The sequence below is a fragment of the Paenibacillus sp. YPG26 genome (genome assembly GCF_023704175.1).
In the GTDB taxonomy this organism is placed as follows: Bacteria; Bacillota; Bacilli; order Paenibacillales; family Paenibacillaceae; genus Fontibacillus.
On sequence record NZ_CP084530.1, the window covers coordinates 2105879 to 2119967 of the forward strand.

14 protein-coding genes are annotated in these 14089 nt (G+C 47.7%); 1 reads left to right on the top strand and 13 read right to left on the bottom strand.

Going from position 1 to position 14089, the window contains the following annotated elements; all coding sequences use genetic code 11:
* Window positions 1-105: 105 nt before the first annotated feature.
* From LDO05_RS09900 to LDO05_RS09935, 8 genes are all read right to left on the bottom strand, one after another.
* Entirely contained in the window at window positions 106-1128 is a 1023-nt protein-coding gene (locus LDO05_RS09900) for a serine hydrolase domain-containing protein (protein ID WP_251375241.1), read from the bottom strand.
* 27 nt (window positions 1129-1155) lie between these two features.
* On the bottom strand, window positions 1156-1980 hold the full coding sequence (locus LDO05_RS09905; protein WP_251375242.1) for a MerR family transcriptional regulator: 825 nt from the start codon (window positions 1978-1980) through the stop codon (window positions 1156-1158).
* Between the two features lie 88 nt (window positions 1981-2068).
* Window positions 2069-2827: a polysaccharide deacetylase family protein gene (locus LDO05_RS09910; protein ID WP_251375243.1), complete on the bottom strand. Its 759-nt coding sequence runs from the start codon at window positions 2825-2827 to the stop codon at window positions 2069-2071.
* A gap of 105 nt (window positions 2828-2932) precedes the next feature.
* The gene (locus tag LDO05_RS09915; protein ID WP_251375244.1) at window positions 2933-3457 is read right to left on the bottom strand and encodes a DUF4367 domain-containing protein; all 525 of its coding nucleotides are present in this window, start codon (window positions 3455-3457) and stop codon (window positions 2933-2935) included.
* A 215-nt stretch (window positions 3458-3672) separates the two neighbouring features.
* The gene (locus tag LDO05_RS09920) at window positions 3673-3990 is read right to left on the bottom strand and encodes a hypothetical protein (RefSeq protein WP_251375245.1); all 318 of its coding nucleotides are present in this window, start codon (window positions 3988-3990) and stop codon (window positions 3673-3675) included.
* A 140-nt stretch (window positions 3991-4130) separates the two neighbouring features.
* Window positions 4131-5573, bottom strand: coding sequence for a glycoside hydrolase family 1 protein (locus tag LDO05_RS09925; RefSeq protein WP_251375246.1), 1443 nt, complete (start codon window positions 5571-5573; stop codon window positions 4131-4133).
* Between the two features lie 132 nt (window positions 5574-5705).
* On the bottom strand, window positions 5706-6479 hold the full coding sequence (locus tag LDO05_RS09930; RefSeq protein ID WP_251375247.1) for a hypothetical protein: 774 nt from the start codon (window positions 6477-6479) through the stop codon (window positions 5706-5708).
* A 131-nt stretch (window positions 6480-6610) separates the two neighbouring features.
* Window positions 6611-7825, bottom strand: a complete 1215-nt coding sequence (locus tag LDO05_RS09935) for an MFS transporter (protein ID WP_251375248.1) — start codon at window positions 7823-7825, stop codon at window positions 6611-6613.
* Between the two features lie 165 nt (window positions 7826-7990).
* Here LDO05_RS09935 and LDO05_RS09940 point away from each other — a divergent pair, with 165 nt between their 5' ends.
* Window positions 7991-9397, top strand: a complete 1407-nt coding sequence (locus tag LDO05_RS09940; RefSeq protein WP_251375249.1) for an amino acid permease — start codon at window positions 7991-7993, stop codon at window positions 9395-9397.
* Window positions 9398-9484: 87 nt separating this feature from the next.
* Here LDO05_RS09940 and LDO05_RS09945 read toward each other — a convergent pair whose 3' ends face one another.
* From LDO05_RS09945 to LDO05_RS09965, 5 genes are all read right to left on the bottom strand, one after another.
* Window positions 9485-10633: an NAD(P)/FAD-dependent oxidoreductase gene (locus LDO05_RS09945; RefSeq protein WP_251375250.1), complete on the bottom strand. Its 1149-nt coding sequence runs from the start codon at window positions 10631-10633 to the stop codon at window positions 9485-9487.
* A gap of 16 nt (window positions 10634-10649) precedes the next feature.
* Window positions 10650-11384 carry a methyltransferase domain-containing protein gene (locus tag LDO05_RS09950; protein WP_251375251.1) on the bottom strand — a complete coding sequence of 245 codons (735 nt, stop codon included), beginning with the start codon at window positions 11382-11384 and terminating at the stop codon, window positions 10650-10652.
* Window positions 11371-12528, bottom strand: a complete 1158-nt coding sequence (locus LDO05_RS09955) for a type III polyketide synthase (protein WP_251375252.1) — start codon at window positions 12526-12528, stop codon at window positions 11371-11373. The genes LDO05_RS09950 and LDO05_RS09955 overlap by 14 nt, the downstream gene beginning before the upstream one ends.
* 160 nt (window positions 12529-12688) lie before the next feature.
* The gene (locus LDO05_RS09960) at window positions 12689-12817 is read right to left on the bottom strand and encodes a DUF6254 family protein (protein WP_251375253.1); all 129 of its coding nucleotides are present in this window, start codon (window positions 12815-12817) and stop codon (window positions 12689-12691) included.
* A gap of 125 nt (window positions 12818-12942) precedes the next feature.
* Entirely contained in the window at window positions 12943-13893 is a 951-nt protein-coding gene (locus LDO05_RS09965) for a hypothetical protein (protein WP_251375254.1), read from the bottom strand.
* Between the last annotated feature and the right edge of the window lie 196 nt (window positions 13894-14089).

Sequence of the window (14089 nt, forward strand, 5' to 3'; positions counted from 1 at the left end):
GCGTCGCCGTCATCTGCATGTACAGACGCTTAATTAGACCAGTATATGAACCTAGCCGCGACCACGTGAATGAACTTGAATTGGATGCAGGCGGGGTTGAAGTAGTTAGGTCTTTGTTACAGCAGGAATGATGCTTTGCTTGATCAAGGTCCACCTGTCACGGGCATTCGTTGTGAATTCAGATGCAATAGCTACCACCAGACTCAGAGACGGAATACAGCAGATCAGATTCCCGCCATCACCGGCTGCAGAATAAGCATAAATTCCATCCTCTTCACGTAACCACCATAAATATCCGTATGTATTAGCGTTCCTTGCAACTGATTTTTCAACCCAGCTCTCGGAGATGATCTGGCGGTCTAGCCATCTGCCGCGATTCAGATAGAGAAGACCGAACCGTGCCATGTCACGCGGCGTCAGTGTTAATCCCCATCCTCCTGTAGAAATGCCGCTCGGATCATGGACCCAGCCCTTCACATTTCGTCCGAACAGATCATCGAACCCGAATGATTGCATTTCGTAATCTGGAATCGCTCTCATTCCAATCGGACTGAACAAATGCTCGCCCGCAAATTCACGGGCACTTCTCCCCGTGCTGCGTGAAATAATGGCCGACAGCAAGTGCGTGCCTGCAGTGGAGTACTTAAATGCTCCAATCTTCCCGTTCTCCCCCAAAATATCCAGCGTATATTTCACCCAGTCAGGCTGCATACACAGCTTATCCAGCGGTTCCTTCCAATCCTCGAATGAATAAGGCGCCGTCATGGTAAGCAGATGTCTTAGCGTGATCTCTTGCTTCTGGGAATCCAAATTCTCAGTTATATATTCGGGGAAGTAATCCAGCACCTTCTTGTCCTCATGTGGAATATACCCTTTGTCAATAGCGATTCCAACAAGCGCAGAGATGAGGCTCTTCGTTACAGAAGCTACATGATGCGTATCCTCTGGACCATGGCCATTGAAGTACCTCTCATAAGCGAGATATCCGTCTTTGATTATCACAATTCCATTTATATTGCTGTATTCGGATTGGATGATTGGTTCCAGCGCTAATAACTTGTCAGTGTCGGTTTCAAGGGCAGCAGGGCCAGCAGTCTGCCAAGATAGAGAAGGCCTTTCGTTGAACATAATAATTATCCCCCTATGACGTAAGAATTATCTTTTTTTCACTGGAAAATAAACTTCAGTTACCAGATCATCAGGCGCGGCGATGTGATCCGGATCACTCAGGTATACCTCATACGGTGATCTCACCAGCACGTAACCTTCCTGTTCAATCCACTCTGTCAATCTTGCAAAAACCGATGTTAATCCTGAATACGTGCCCTTTAAGATTGATTTCGCGCATAGACCGCCAGGTAAATCTCTAGTGCCTTTTACGAACTCCTGTATCGGGATAGCGAATTCGGTATCATTGCCGGATGGATCGTATTCCGGACTGTGATAGATTGTCATGGGGGTACCCAGCATGGTGAGCTTATCCGTTGTAATCCTTTTAAATAACCTGCCTAGAAAGGGTCCGTAACCCGCGTTATACTCCTCACCACTTATCTTCTGCCGTATAGACAGAATGTTCATAGGCGGAGTGTCCACAAGCTGTACGTCTATATCATTCAGGTATGACATCAGCGGTACGCCCTTCTCCAGACTTAGAATGTCCGCATTCATCTGCAGCAAAGTGTGTTCATATGCATGCAGCTTGTCCTGGATCTCCAATCTTTTGCGATGAAGGGCTGAGCGGATCACTTCTTCGAATGAATCTTCCTCCATCTTCAGCAGGCCCTTCATCTCCTCGAGTGAGAAATGATAGGACTTCAGCCGATTGATGAAGAGCATTCTCTTCATTTGTCTGACAGAATAGTATCTGTAAGCATTCTCGGGATTAATTACTTCCGGTTTAATTAATCCGATCTCATCATAATAACGAAGCGTCTTGGTTGACACTCCGCACATCTTAGAAAATTCTCCAATCGATAACAATAGTTCACCCCCAATCACGTACTGTGTACACTTCTACTTAACACCTTCCCCTAAGGGCAAAGTCAACCACAAAGATACAATCTGCCCATCATAGCTCAGTTATCGCGCCTTTGAACTGATCAAGCGTTAAATCTCCTGTGATGAGGATTCGATGCAGCTTGAATCTTCCCTGCTTCACATCTGCGGCTCCCGGCTCGGTGATGACAGCGAGCTGATAACCCGCCTTCTGAACCGCGTCGATAGAACGCCTATCATAGAAGCCATACGGATATGCGAATACGTCTGCTGGATGCCCTAATTTATGTTGTATTTCGTTCCTGGAATTGACCAGTTCCTTCATCTTCTCCTCATCGCTAAGCTTGGTTAAGTTGAAATGGGTTACGGTGTGTGATTGGGTATCTACCAAGCCAGATGACTCCATCGTGTGCAGCTGGTTCCATGTAAGCCTGCCCGGTGCGCCGATGCTTCCCGTTACCGCAAATATGGTTGCTTTCATACCTGTTCGGAGTAAAATGGGGTACGCCGCACTGTAGTTATCCTCATACCCATCATCAAAAGTAATGATAATCGGCTTGGGGGGTAAAGCTCGTCCGTTGTACCACCCCTCCCGAAGTTCATTGAAAGTAATCGAATGATATCCCTCATTCATCAAATAGGTCATCTGTTCTTCAAACCGGGCTGGTTCTATCTTGAGCGGATCCCCCTGATCACCGGATACCGAGTGATAAAGCAGAATCGGTACAGGAGAAGGGCCAGCTGCCCTACTCTGATCGAACAATTCTCCCCGCAGATTGCCGCTAAATAAGCATAGTGTAATCAAAGAAAGCCCAACAAGGTATGTTCTCATAAACTCACCTTTCAGAAGTTACTTTGCCAATAGGAAAAAGTCCATATCGCTAAAACAAGATACCTTCCACGTTATTTTCGGGGGGAAGGTATCCTGTACTGATGATCATTTCATGGATTCAGCTATTTTAATCATATCCTGTTTTGACAAATCTGCGCTATCCATCTCCATGTAAGTACCTTCCTGTATCCATCTCAGTACTCCGCCCTTAGAATTGTTAGCCCACGCTTCAAATCGCCCCTCTATTCCGTTCACATTTACAACGTCACCTTTGGTATTATAGGTAAAGTCTTCTTCATGAGTAGTGGTAGTTATTTTATCGCTCTTTATATCAATGTTAGTCACTTCTTGTTTTGTTTTATATCCCTTGGCCTTGTGTTGGGTGATTCCAAAAATATAGGTTCCTGATTTATCGAAATAATGGATTCTTAGTAAATTTACTGTTTTGCCAGGATCGAGCTTAGACGGTTCTTTTATTTCGAAGTTAAAGTCAGAGGACGAGGGTGTAATAACCCTGAAATCGGATTTGACCTTCTCCACGAAGGTGGGAGGTTGGATAGATGTAATTTCGTTTCCTGAGGTAGATCCAACCAGTAACAAAAAGCTTAGTACCAAGGTTTTAAAGAACACTACGTCTCAACCTCTCCTACAATTTTTTGCTGTAAGTATTGGCAGTGCTATATGGAATGAAATAAAGAAATGAAATTTTGGATTCTGGTAACCGCTTGTTGTGCTAAGAAATCGATCACGCAGTCTTAAGTTCAATCCATATAACTTTAACTTAGTTGTTTACAAGGACCAAAGATTCCATGCGTATGTAATAAAATAGTTTTGAATTCATAACTTCAATTGCTTCTTGTTCTGTGGCGATACATAATTAAATTAGTTACATTTAAAATGAAGGTAACAATTACCAGAACTGTTGCGGCGAAGGCAGCAACCCCATTGGTATCTATCAGAGCTGAAATATCTTCATTTCTTACCATAAAATAATATTGGTAGATCTGTGCCAGCAATGACACAGCACAAGAACACAGACTAATCATCAAATAGACGGCCCATCGGCTAGTACTCAGCTCCTGTACCCGAATGAGACTAATAATAGGTAATATCCAAGCAATAAAGCCTAGTACAAGACTAATGACATTAAGTTCACCGCTCATATGCATCCCCCTCTTCATACCTTTGATCAAGGTTAGCTTAACATAAAAATACCCTACCGAGAGACTTTTTTACAGTGTTCTCAGGTAGGGTACAGTATAAATATCCGAAAAACTTCATTGGGTCCTCGCCTAAATAATCGTTAAGTTAACAACCGTCCACCGTTGGTCTGAATAACCTCTTGATACCAGTAAAAGCTGTCCTTTTTGATTCGACGCAGCGATCGCTCATGGGTCTCATCCCGGTCAATATATACAAATCCATACCGCTTCTGGTACCCGTTCAACCAGCTGAGCACATCGGTGAACGACCAGCTGCAGTATCCGATTAAGTCCACCCCGTCACTAATCGCCTGCTGACATTGCATCAGGTGTGACTGGAGATAATCAATCCGGTAACCATCATGGATGGTATCATCCTGTTCAAGCTTATCAAATTCACCAAGTCCATTCTCAGTAATGAACACAGGTAGACCGTAACGGCTGGTAATCCGGCGCAGCCCAATCCGCAGTCCGATCGGATCAATGGCCCAATCCCAGTTGGACGTCTCCAGATTCGGATTGGATGCTGTCTTGAACAATCCGGGCATCCCGGTTGATTGATTACTTCCCTTTTGACCAGTGGTATTCATCTTCCCTTCAGCTACTCCACCTTGCGGATTATACTCATAGGTAAGGGTCTGATAATAATTGACCCCGATGAAATCGGGCTTCCCCTTACGAAGCATCTCGGCGTCTCCTTCCTCAAATACAGGCGCGAGCCCGTTCTCTTCCAGATACCTCAGTGGAATCCGAGGATAGTGTCCAAGGCAGTAGACGTCCAGCCACCAGAAATTGGTGAACTCCTCCGCGTTCTCAAATGCAAGCATATCCTCCGGCTTGCTTGAGGCAGGGTAGGCTGGAGAATACGCGAAGCTCGGCCCGATTAGACCTTCCGGCACATACTTGCGAAATGAGTCAATAACCTTGGCATTAGCGAGAAAGGCATGGTGATTCGCCTGGTAGAACCGTCTGCGATCCTTAACCCCCGGCGGATGCATAGCGGTAATGAAGCCATGGTTGGTATTATAATTCTGCTCGTTGAGCGACACCCAGTACTTCACCCTGTCTCCATAGCGTTTGAACAAAGTGATACAGTAGCGGTTGAAATCTTCAATAATCCGCCTAGATTCCCATGCACCATACTCATCCATAAGCGCCTGCGGAACATCCCAATGATACAGGGTAAGCACGGGCTCGATATTATGGGCAATCAGTTCATCGATCACCTGGTCATAGAATTTGAGGCCCGCTTCATTCACTTCCCCATGACCATTTGGATAAATCCGCGGCCAGCTGACCGAGAAGCGGTACGCTTTCAGACCCATCTCAGCCATGAGAGCAATATCTTCCTTATACCTGTGATAATGGTCCATGGCTACATCACCGTTGCTGCCTTGATAGGTCTTCCCCTCTATCTTCGTAAAAACGTCCCATACAGAAAGACCCTTCCCGTCCTCCTCCCACGCTCCCTCGATTTGATATGCAGCAGATGCTGAACCCCAAAGAAAGGCCTTCGGAAAAGGGCTTACATTGTCGTGAATCATCGATGTCCCTCCTTTTTCCCTGAATGCACATTTCTTATCTTCTTCTAAATCACTTATCTTTAACCAATCTCAATCACAATGCAAACCACTAAAGCGCAATGGGAGCAAGCTTCATTCGCTCCAAGGACAAAGTTAGACTGTCCGGGCTAACTTTCGAATTTCTTCACTAAGTCTGCCATTAACGGGATATACACGTTCCAAGTAGCTCAAGATATTAAGGGCCGATTCCGGAGTCCGGTTGTATCCAAGCATCATTTCTCCAATTAAAGCCCCAAACTTAGGGAATCGCCTTTCGAGACGTCTTTCATTGCCGAAGGGATCGGGATAATAGTCTTCTTCCTCCTCAAGCAGGTGCAGGACGGATAGAATAGAATCAATGGCATATCCTTGAACGAATCTCATGGCAGACAGCTTCTCTCCCCGGGCATATCGGCCGAGTCCGACATACAGATTGGTTAAAGCTTCGTTGAGTGAATAATCCAGCTGATCCTTTCTTATGCTCGGAATGCGTTCAGCGTTGTTATCCCCGATGATGAAGTGAGCTGCTTTGGGACTTCTCCAGACGACGCGAGCGGCCTTGTATGGAATATGCTTCAGTTCGCCTTCCTCGAACACCGCGAATTCACCATAAATACCATCCTGATACAAGAATTTGTAGCCGTCATCCGTATTTTTGAAACAATACTCAAGTGGCAGCACGTCTTCAAGCCAATCAAGCCGATCGATGAATCTCTGTTTGGCACCGGACTCAACAATAACGAAAAAGTCAAGATCCGAATACTCATCCATACGATCCAGCTCCTGACCGACAGAGCCCACACCAAGCAGAGCAAGTGCTCCTTCCTTTTGTTCAAGTGAACTTCCAATGTGATCTAGACGCTGCAGCAGTGTGTCCGGTTGTGGCATACCAATCTTCTCCTTATATGGATGCAAAAAAAAGGGCCCACCTCATTATGAATAACGAGGTTGAACCCTTTGGTTGCATGGCCTTTATTTGTATATATAAATATCATAATCTCACTGGGCGAGTCAACTCCCTATTTACTTCCCTCCCTTCTATATCGGGGATTTAGCAGTTGACGCATATAGAACCAGCTTAGCAGGGGAGCGCATCCAAGAACAACCAGCACCCAGGTAAGTGCAGACGGAGTTCTGCTGTAAGAGACTACCCCTATAAATACAAGCGTTCCAGCTATGCGACCGGCCATTAGACTCAGTTCACGCAGTACCACGAGCTCCACTCTCTTCTCGACATTACTGGCACTCGCTCCCATCAGGTCGAAGCCCGCGGATACCATGGGCAGTATATAGAGCGGCATGAACAGCGAGGTGCCTATTCCCCAGATCAGCAGTGTGCTATAACTGACCTGCCATAGCATTGGAAGGATTACGAGCACCAAAAGCACCGATCCAATCAGCATGCCTTTGTACCGATAACCCGGTTTGAACCATTTGCCGGCCAACCAGAAGCTTCCAAGTCCGACTGCAGATGTAATGAAAGAAAATTGTCCCAGCTTCGATTCCTGAGTTGTAGCGACATAGACAAGCAGATATATCAGAAAAGAGAAGACGCCCTCGCGCAGCCCTTGGGCAAATAAACCGGGTACGGCAGCCCGCCACGGGTCCCCCTGTCTGCCTAATCTGCGAAAAGGTTCCAGCCACTCGTAGGTTCCTTGCGCCTTGCGCTTTTTCAAGAAAAAGCTTAGCAGGACACTTACGCCGTAAATCACCAGCGAAATAGTGAAAATAATCCGGTAGCCCTGATCGTCCTCTAATCTCGATATGATCCAGCCGGATAACAAGGGACCCGCAATGCCGGTAACAGATCCGAGCAATCCTACCCATCCGTTGAACAAATCACGATTCCCCGCATCGGTCACTTCAAAGTAGACCACGTTGAAAGCAAGCCAAAAAAGTCCCAGTGCGGTTCCCAGCAATATGCCCAGCGGCCAGATATAATTTACGGCTTCTTTTCCTGCCCACAAAACCAGCAGATAAAATAGTCCCGTCACGGCGGTTCCCATACGCAGCGCATTCATCTTGTTGTGCTCCTTTACCCACTTTCCCGCCACCCAGAAGGTGAGGCCGAGTGCAAGCTGCTGACTAATGGTGAACCAGCCGATCATGCTGTAATCCTGCCTGCTTTTCCACAAATATACATTCAGGAACGTTCCCGATAGCGCTCCGGCAAGCACAAACAGTCCATTCACGCTAAGCAGCAGAATGGACTGTTTGTTAAGCGATATCTTCATGGTAACCCCCCTTTTCACTGAAGCCTTGATCCTTCTCCGGAATAATATGCCCCATCTCCTGAAATTTACGCTGGTGCTTTAGCAGAAGAAAGTGTATTATGATTACCTGTTGGTTTATTTTTAGTTCAAATTCTTAATTATTCATGAAAAAGGGGTTAATTCAACATGACCAGACATAAATTAGGCTTCTGGATTCTTACCGCTCTTGTTGTCGGGAACATGGTCGGTTCAGGCATATTCATGCTGCCTCGGTCTTTGTCGGAAGCGGCGAGTCCGCTAGGGGTTATTCTTGCCTGGGCTGCAACCGGACTTGGAGTACTAACGCTTGCCCTAGTCTTCGGGAGTCTCGCGGTCCGCAAGCCAGAGTTAAGCGGGGGTCCGCAAATCTATGCGAAAGAGCTGTTCCGGGAAGGGTCGCACGGCTCATTATTGGCTGGGTTTATGTCCACCTGGGGATACTGGGTCGGCAATATCGCAGGTTTTGTAGCGGTCATTACTACTTTTGCCAGCTACCTGTCCACCTTCTTCCCTGTTCTAACCAGTAACCGGGTATGGATTGACCTTGGGGGCTTCACGCTAAAAGCAGGGAATGCCTTGACATTCCTTGTCTGCTCAGTGCTGCTGTGGGGAACGCACGCCATCTGTCTCAAAGGAATGAACAGTGCCGGACGGTTGAATTTTGTGGCCACGGCAACCAAGGTCATAGGCTTCGCCCTATTCATTGTCATTGCTCTCTTCGCTTTTCAGCAGAGCAATATTGGGCCTATGCTGGCTCCGCGGACGAATGAAAGCGGCGAGTCGATGGGTCTGCTCTCCCAGGTTAACTCTGCTGCAATTGCCACGCTGTGGGCCTTCATTGGTGTTGAGTCGGCCATGGTCTTTGCCGCCCGTGCCCGCCGCAAGCAGGATATCCGTTATGCAACGATCGCCGGGCTGCTTATCTCGATCGTTCTGTATGTCGGGATCAGTATTCTGACTATGGGTCTGCTTACGCAGGATCAGCTCATGTCTTCCCAGAATCCGCTCGTAGACGGCATCTCCACTGTACTTGGACCCATAGGCGGGAAGATGCTGGCCGGTCTTGGACTGATCAGTCTGCTTGGATCCACGATCGGATGGGTTCTGCTAAGTGCTGAGGTACCTTTTCAAGCGGCCAAGCTTGGGGTCTTCCTCCCGTCTTTCGCCAAGGAGAACAGCAAGGGCATGCCCAAGGTATCCCTGTGGATCTCCAACCTGCTGGGTCAGCTGCTGCTGCTGTCTACCATCTCCGGCTCGATCTCGGCAGCTTTTAACTTCATCATACACATAGCTACGCTTGCTTATCTTGTTCCCTATTTGATTGCTTCCCTCTATCAACTTAAGCTGGCCTGGACAGGTGAGACCTACTCGCTGCGCAGAGAACGGGTAACGGAAGGCATTCTTGCAGCCTTGGCAGCCATCTACTCTTTATGGGTAATCATAGCCGGTACGGCCGATCTCCTGACGTTCGTGCTTGGACTTGCGTTGATTGTCAGCGGCATCCTGTTCTACCCTCTTCTGATGAAATACCGCAAGATGAATAAGCAAGCATAGCTGAGAGTAAGGCTAATGCTAGTATGGCCAATCATAACAATGCCCCCTATCTGACCAAGCTCAGAAGGGGGCATCGCTGTATCACCTTTATACGAATGTACGTGTCTCTGTTAGCCGTGTAGCTTTAGCTAAATAGCTGGCTAAGCCAGGCACAAGCCTGATAAGTCCTGGATATAGACGATTGGCCTTGGTGAAAGCCAGCCTTTGTATAATCCTTGCTCTCCGGAGCAGCTGTCTGAATTCGCGGTCCGCATCTCTACTGTACTGGTCCTTCCATCCGCTCAAGCTTAAATGTCCCCTTAGATATCTATCTGCGGAGCGGGCGCATAACAAAGCTGAACGAAGGGCAATGGACATGCCGTCTCCGCATAGCGGCGGTAGTACAAGCAAGGCATCCCCAATGTGCGGGAAGTCCGACCACGGCTCAGGCACGCGAGACAGGCGGACAGGTGCAACGGAGACCTGCGTGCCTGGAACTGGTGAACCTTCCGCAAGCCGAGCCGCCAGCTTCGCATGGGTACGCGAGACCCCTTCCAGAATATCAGTTACAGATTTGCCAAGCTTCTGAACGGCATCAAGAGTTAATAAAGCAGCCGCATTGGCAAGTCCATTCTCTATAGGCGAAATACCGACATACCCTCCTTCACAGAAATACATCTCGACCTGGGAAGGAACGTGAATGCCGCTATAGTGGGATTTGACCCCTACATATACTTGCTCGCCTTCTCTTGATTGTGAATGGGATACGCCCCGCGGCCGCTTGGTTCCAAATGCGCCGATCACAGCCTTTGCCTGATACCGGGCCTCCACTCCCTCTTGACGGGTAATCACCTCATATGAATTGGTGTCAAGCTTATGGATGTCTGTAACTACCACATTTGTAACTATATCAGCCCCTGACTCAGACGCCTTCTCATGAAGGAGCTGATCCAGCGTGTAGCGGCTGATCCCTGACGCGCGTCCGGGTAGGGGAACCTCAAACTCTCCACCGTGCGGCAGGATAATGTGGGCTTTGTCCATGGAGCTGGGTTCAGCTCCATGTCTATGCGGATTCACACCCAGATATTCGAGCATCTCCCTGGTCTCCGGGGACATGAACTCACCGCAAGTCTTGTGCCTGGGGAAGCTCAGACGGTCCAGTAGAAGAGTCTTGTGTCCTTGCCTGGTAAGCTCAAGGGTACAGCTGCTTCCAGCAATCCCTGCCCCTATAACAATCGCATCCACCTGCTTCAGCATATGAGATCACCTGCCTTTAATATGGCTTATGTTCAGATCCAGCCTTGGGAATGACAACACAATACCGGAATAAGGGCTTCCAATCGTATGTTAACGTGCCATGGTTAAGCTGTGTTTTTAATTCCTGCCAATCCCTGGCCTTGAACCCTTTGGCAACAGACAGCGGGCCGTCATGACGGATATATCGATTGCGCGATATCATCCTTGTCATTAACCACACTGCGGTATAAGATACCCGGTGCCTGTGAATATCGTTAATTACGACCCCGTATTTCGAAGCCTTAAGCATATGGAATACCATATCAATCAGCTCATCACCATCGAAATGGTGGAGGAACTGCGAGCCGGTTACGATATCGGCAGACCCCTCTGCTAACTCCTTGACATTGCCCTGCCATACCTCAACCCTTGGCTCTTTCTGGAACAACCGTCTTGCTTCATCACAGGCTTCTTTGGTCATATCAACAAGGGTGATATGCATGGAGATACCTCGCTGAGCAGCCCACTTCAGGAGCTTGCTATTGATATCCCCCGAACCTGCGCCCACATCCAGAATGCTGAGTGACGCGGGTCTGCCTTTCAGTATCCAGAGCTTCTCTACACCATGGAGAACAGGTCCTGCAGCGGGAAAAATGGTATTTAGCCGCCTCAAATGCTGCAGGGCTTCACTCAGCTCTTCTCCTCCCATGGAGAAGTCGTCCATAAGTTCATCTTCCTGTGCCCGCTCCCGCAGCGTTCTAAAGAAGGGCATGATCCTGCTCCTTGACTGCTACCGATTGAGCCGGCATATAAGTGAAGCGCATAAGCTCCGCGGTCAGGCCTGGCCCGAACGCCATGGCTACCCCTTCCGATCTGGCCTGATCCAGCGACTTCATATCTTCGCGCATGGCATGAAGTACAAAGATAATTGTCACGGAGGACACATTGCCAACGGTTCTAAGTATCTCCCTGCTGTATTTTGTCTGATCACCAGTCAGGTTCATAACTTCTTCTACCGAGTCCACGATGCCCCGTCCACCCGGATGTATGGCCCATAGCTCTGGAAGCTCATCCCCTTCGAGCAGTGAAGCAAGCTCAGTCTCCAGGTGTTCACCAAGCAGCTTCGGAATGCGTGGCGACAGATACAGATCATATCCTGTATCCCCCACTTCCCATGTCATATCTTCAGTTGAGTCCGGCAGCAGCACCGAATAACCTGTTCCCAGGTCCAGGTAATGCCGATGGTGAGGCTCAGGGCTCCCAATCACACAGGCTGCGGCGGCATCACCGAAGAATGACGCTGCGAAGAGAGCCTCCCTCTCTTTGGCTGGCTGAAAATGCAGACTGCACAGCTCCACACAGACCACCAGGACTTGGGATCCGGGAGCACCCTGAACAACGTCCCGCGCCATTTGAATCGCTTTAAGCCCTGCGGCGCATCCTTGGAATATGAGCGGAAGCCGGTTAGTCCGCGGCGATAATCCCAGCTGGCGAATCAGCATTACATCTAAGCCGGGCAGATATTGACCGGTACAGCTGACAGTAATAAGGTGGGTAATACTGTCCGGCAATATCCCGGCGTCATTAATTGCTGCCTGGGCTGCTTTCAACCCCAGCGGGGCCGCCTCCCTTTTGTATGTATCCATTCTGTCTTGAGTGGTAGGAATATCGGATGGGTCGCCTTCAGGCAAATAACGGCATTCCTCTGGAGAGCCAAGGAAGGCGGGTTCACAGGTATAACGTGTCTCTACTCCGCACGACCGGAATACTCTTCTGGCGAAGCGGGCAAGGTCCGGACTGTCCTGCAGGGAATGAGCAATGAATTCGGCAATATCTGATTGTGCAATCGAATGAACCGGCAATGCCGTTCCAATCCCCAGAATAGCAGCCTGGGAAGTGCTGATCGTTGACGTCATGTATTAACCTCCTGATAAAAGTGGGAAATACCGGGGTAAAATAGTATTCCTATAATAAGATAACCCGTTCACACCAAGCTGTATCCAATCAGACTGGAATTAGTCAAAAAACAAAGCGGCTGCCGATAGATATCAGCAGCCGCTCATGTTCAATGTGAAGCTAATGTGTAGTATGTTCCGCATCATACTCGCGAGATAATTCCTTCAGCGATTTGATTTTACCATGGGGATGTACTTGCTGCTTGCGTGACTTCCAGGCAGCTTCTTGTCTTCGCTTCTGATCAGCCATTACAGGTATCCTCCTCTTGGCTTGCGCGTGATCTACTACATCGTTAGGATGGTGCTTAGAGCTATAAATCATGCGTAAATCACGCATACAATTATTATTCGTTCACCCTCGGATGTCCAAGGTCATCAATCTAAGCTTAAACTTCTTATCCTTGGATAGACGATAACCTTGGCTGTTGCTGCGCGACCCTTGTATGAGACCGTTATAGTTGCCTCTCCAGGACCAACCGCAACAATTTCACCCGTATTTCTGTCCACCCAGGCAACATTAAAGTTATCAGAATAGGTCTGTACAAACTCCTGCCGGGGATCAACCATTTCATTACTTCCGTTCGGCTGTATGATTGAAAATCTCATATCCAGCCGTTCGCCTGGCATCAAGCTGTATTCTTCCGAATCCACAGTAAACTTGTAATTGTGTTTAAAGGACGTCACATGAGCAGTCGCGACTTTACCTTGGTACATCGCCGTAATTGTAGTTGTGCCCGGTACACTGCTATATAACTCATACATGCCGTCATGGATAGAGAATAAGACAATATGATAAGAATATGTACTTAATATTGCGTCCGAAGTTACATCTCTGACTACGCCATCCTTTCCTTTAGCAGTTACTCTGAATTCCAAGGGTCTCTCAGGAACAACACTATACTCATCTGAATCGAAATTTAGTTCTAAGTCAGCTGGGGGATCTCCTACCACCCGGACCTCTGCTCTAGCCATCTTCATTCTTACAGGGTTATATCCATATATATAGATGGTTCCTGGATTAATACCCTCTATTGTGCCAAAATTATCAATCTTTGCAATATGTGGATTATCAGATACTAGATTTGAAGCTACAGTTACATCCTCATAACCATTATTCCCTTTTGAGTAAAGTATGGCATTAATTTTTTCTCCCAGCTTCACTTCATAGACGTTCTTAGAGAACTCCAAGTTGAAACTGCTGCCGGGAGCTTCTGCTTGTGCTGCATTCAAAGGTTCATGAATCCAAACCACACTTATACCAACCAAAGTCATAAAGATGGCTATCATCTTTCTCCAGAATGAAGCTGCAGTTGGCCGTATCAACATTTAATCACTCCTCGTTTTTTTCTTCGGCTATCATAGCAATTTCAGTTTAAATAATAAAAAGGATGGAACAAATAGGAAGAACTTATTATTTCGCCAGACCAGAAAATGGGAGTATTTCACCATATACAAAAACCCTCCGGCACCAATGTCTAAGTCAATCCATAAAAGCTGATGACTTTTAACACAAATTACCGTG

Bases quoted from the DNA above. Each gene is read 5' to 3' on its own strand.
- LDO05_RS09900 (WP_251375241.1), bottom strand. From the start codon at position 1,128: ATGTTCAACGAAAGGCCTTCTCTATCTTGGCAGACTGCTGGCCCTGCT.
- LDO05_RS09910 (WP_251375243.1), bottom strand. From the start codon at position 2,827: ATGAGAACATACCTTGTTGGGCTTTCTTTGATTACACTATGCTTATTT.
- LDO05_RS09920 (WP_251375245.1), bottom strand. From the start codon at position 3,990: ATGAGCGGTGAACTTAATGTCATTAGTCTTGTACTAGGCTTTATTGCT.
- LDO05_RS09925 (WP_251375246.1), bottom strand. From the start codon at position 5,573: ATGATTCACGACAATGTAAGCCCTTTTCCGAAGGCCTTTCTTTGGGGT.
- LDO05_RS09930 (WP_251375247.1), bottom strand. From the start codon at position 6,479: ATGCCACAACCGGACACACTGCTGCAGCGTCTAGATCACATTGGAAGT.
- LDO05_RS09935 (WP_251375248.1), bottom strand. From the start codon at position 7,825: ATGAAGATATCGCTTAACAAACAGTCCATTCTGCTGCTTAGCGTGAAT.
- LDO05_RS09940 (WP_251375249.1), top strand. From the start codon at position 7,991: ATGACCAGACATAAATTAGGCTTCTGGATTCTTACCGCTCTTGTTGTC.
- LDO05_RS09945 (WP_251375250.1), bottom strand. From the start codon at position 10,633: ATGCTGAAGCAGGTGGATGCGATTGTTATAGGGGCAGGGATTGCTGGA.
- LDO05_RS09950 (WP_251375251.1), bottom strand. From the start codon at position 11,384: ATGCCCTTCTTTAGAACGCTGCGGGAGCGGGCACAGGAAGATGAACTT.
- LDO05_RS09955 (WP_251375252.1), bottom strand. From the start codon at position 12,528: ATGACGTCAACGATCAGCACTTCCCAGGCTGCTATTCTGGGGATTGGA.
- LDO05_RS09960 (WP_251375253.1), bottom strand. From the start codon at position 12,817: ATGGCTGATCAGAAGCGAAGACAAGAAGCTGCCTGGAAGTCACGCAAG.
- LDO05_RS09965 (WP_251375254.1), bottom strand. From the start codon at position 13,893: ATGTTGATACGGCCAACTGCAGCTTCATTCTGGAGAAAGATGATAGCC.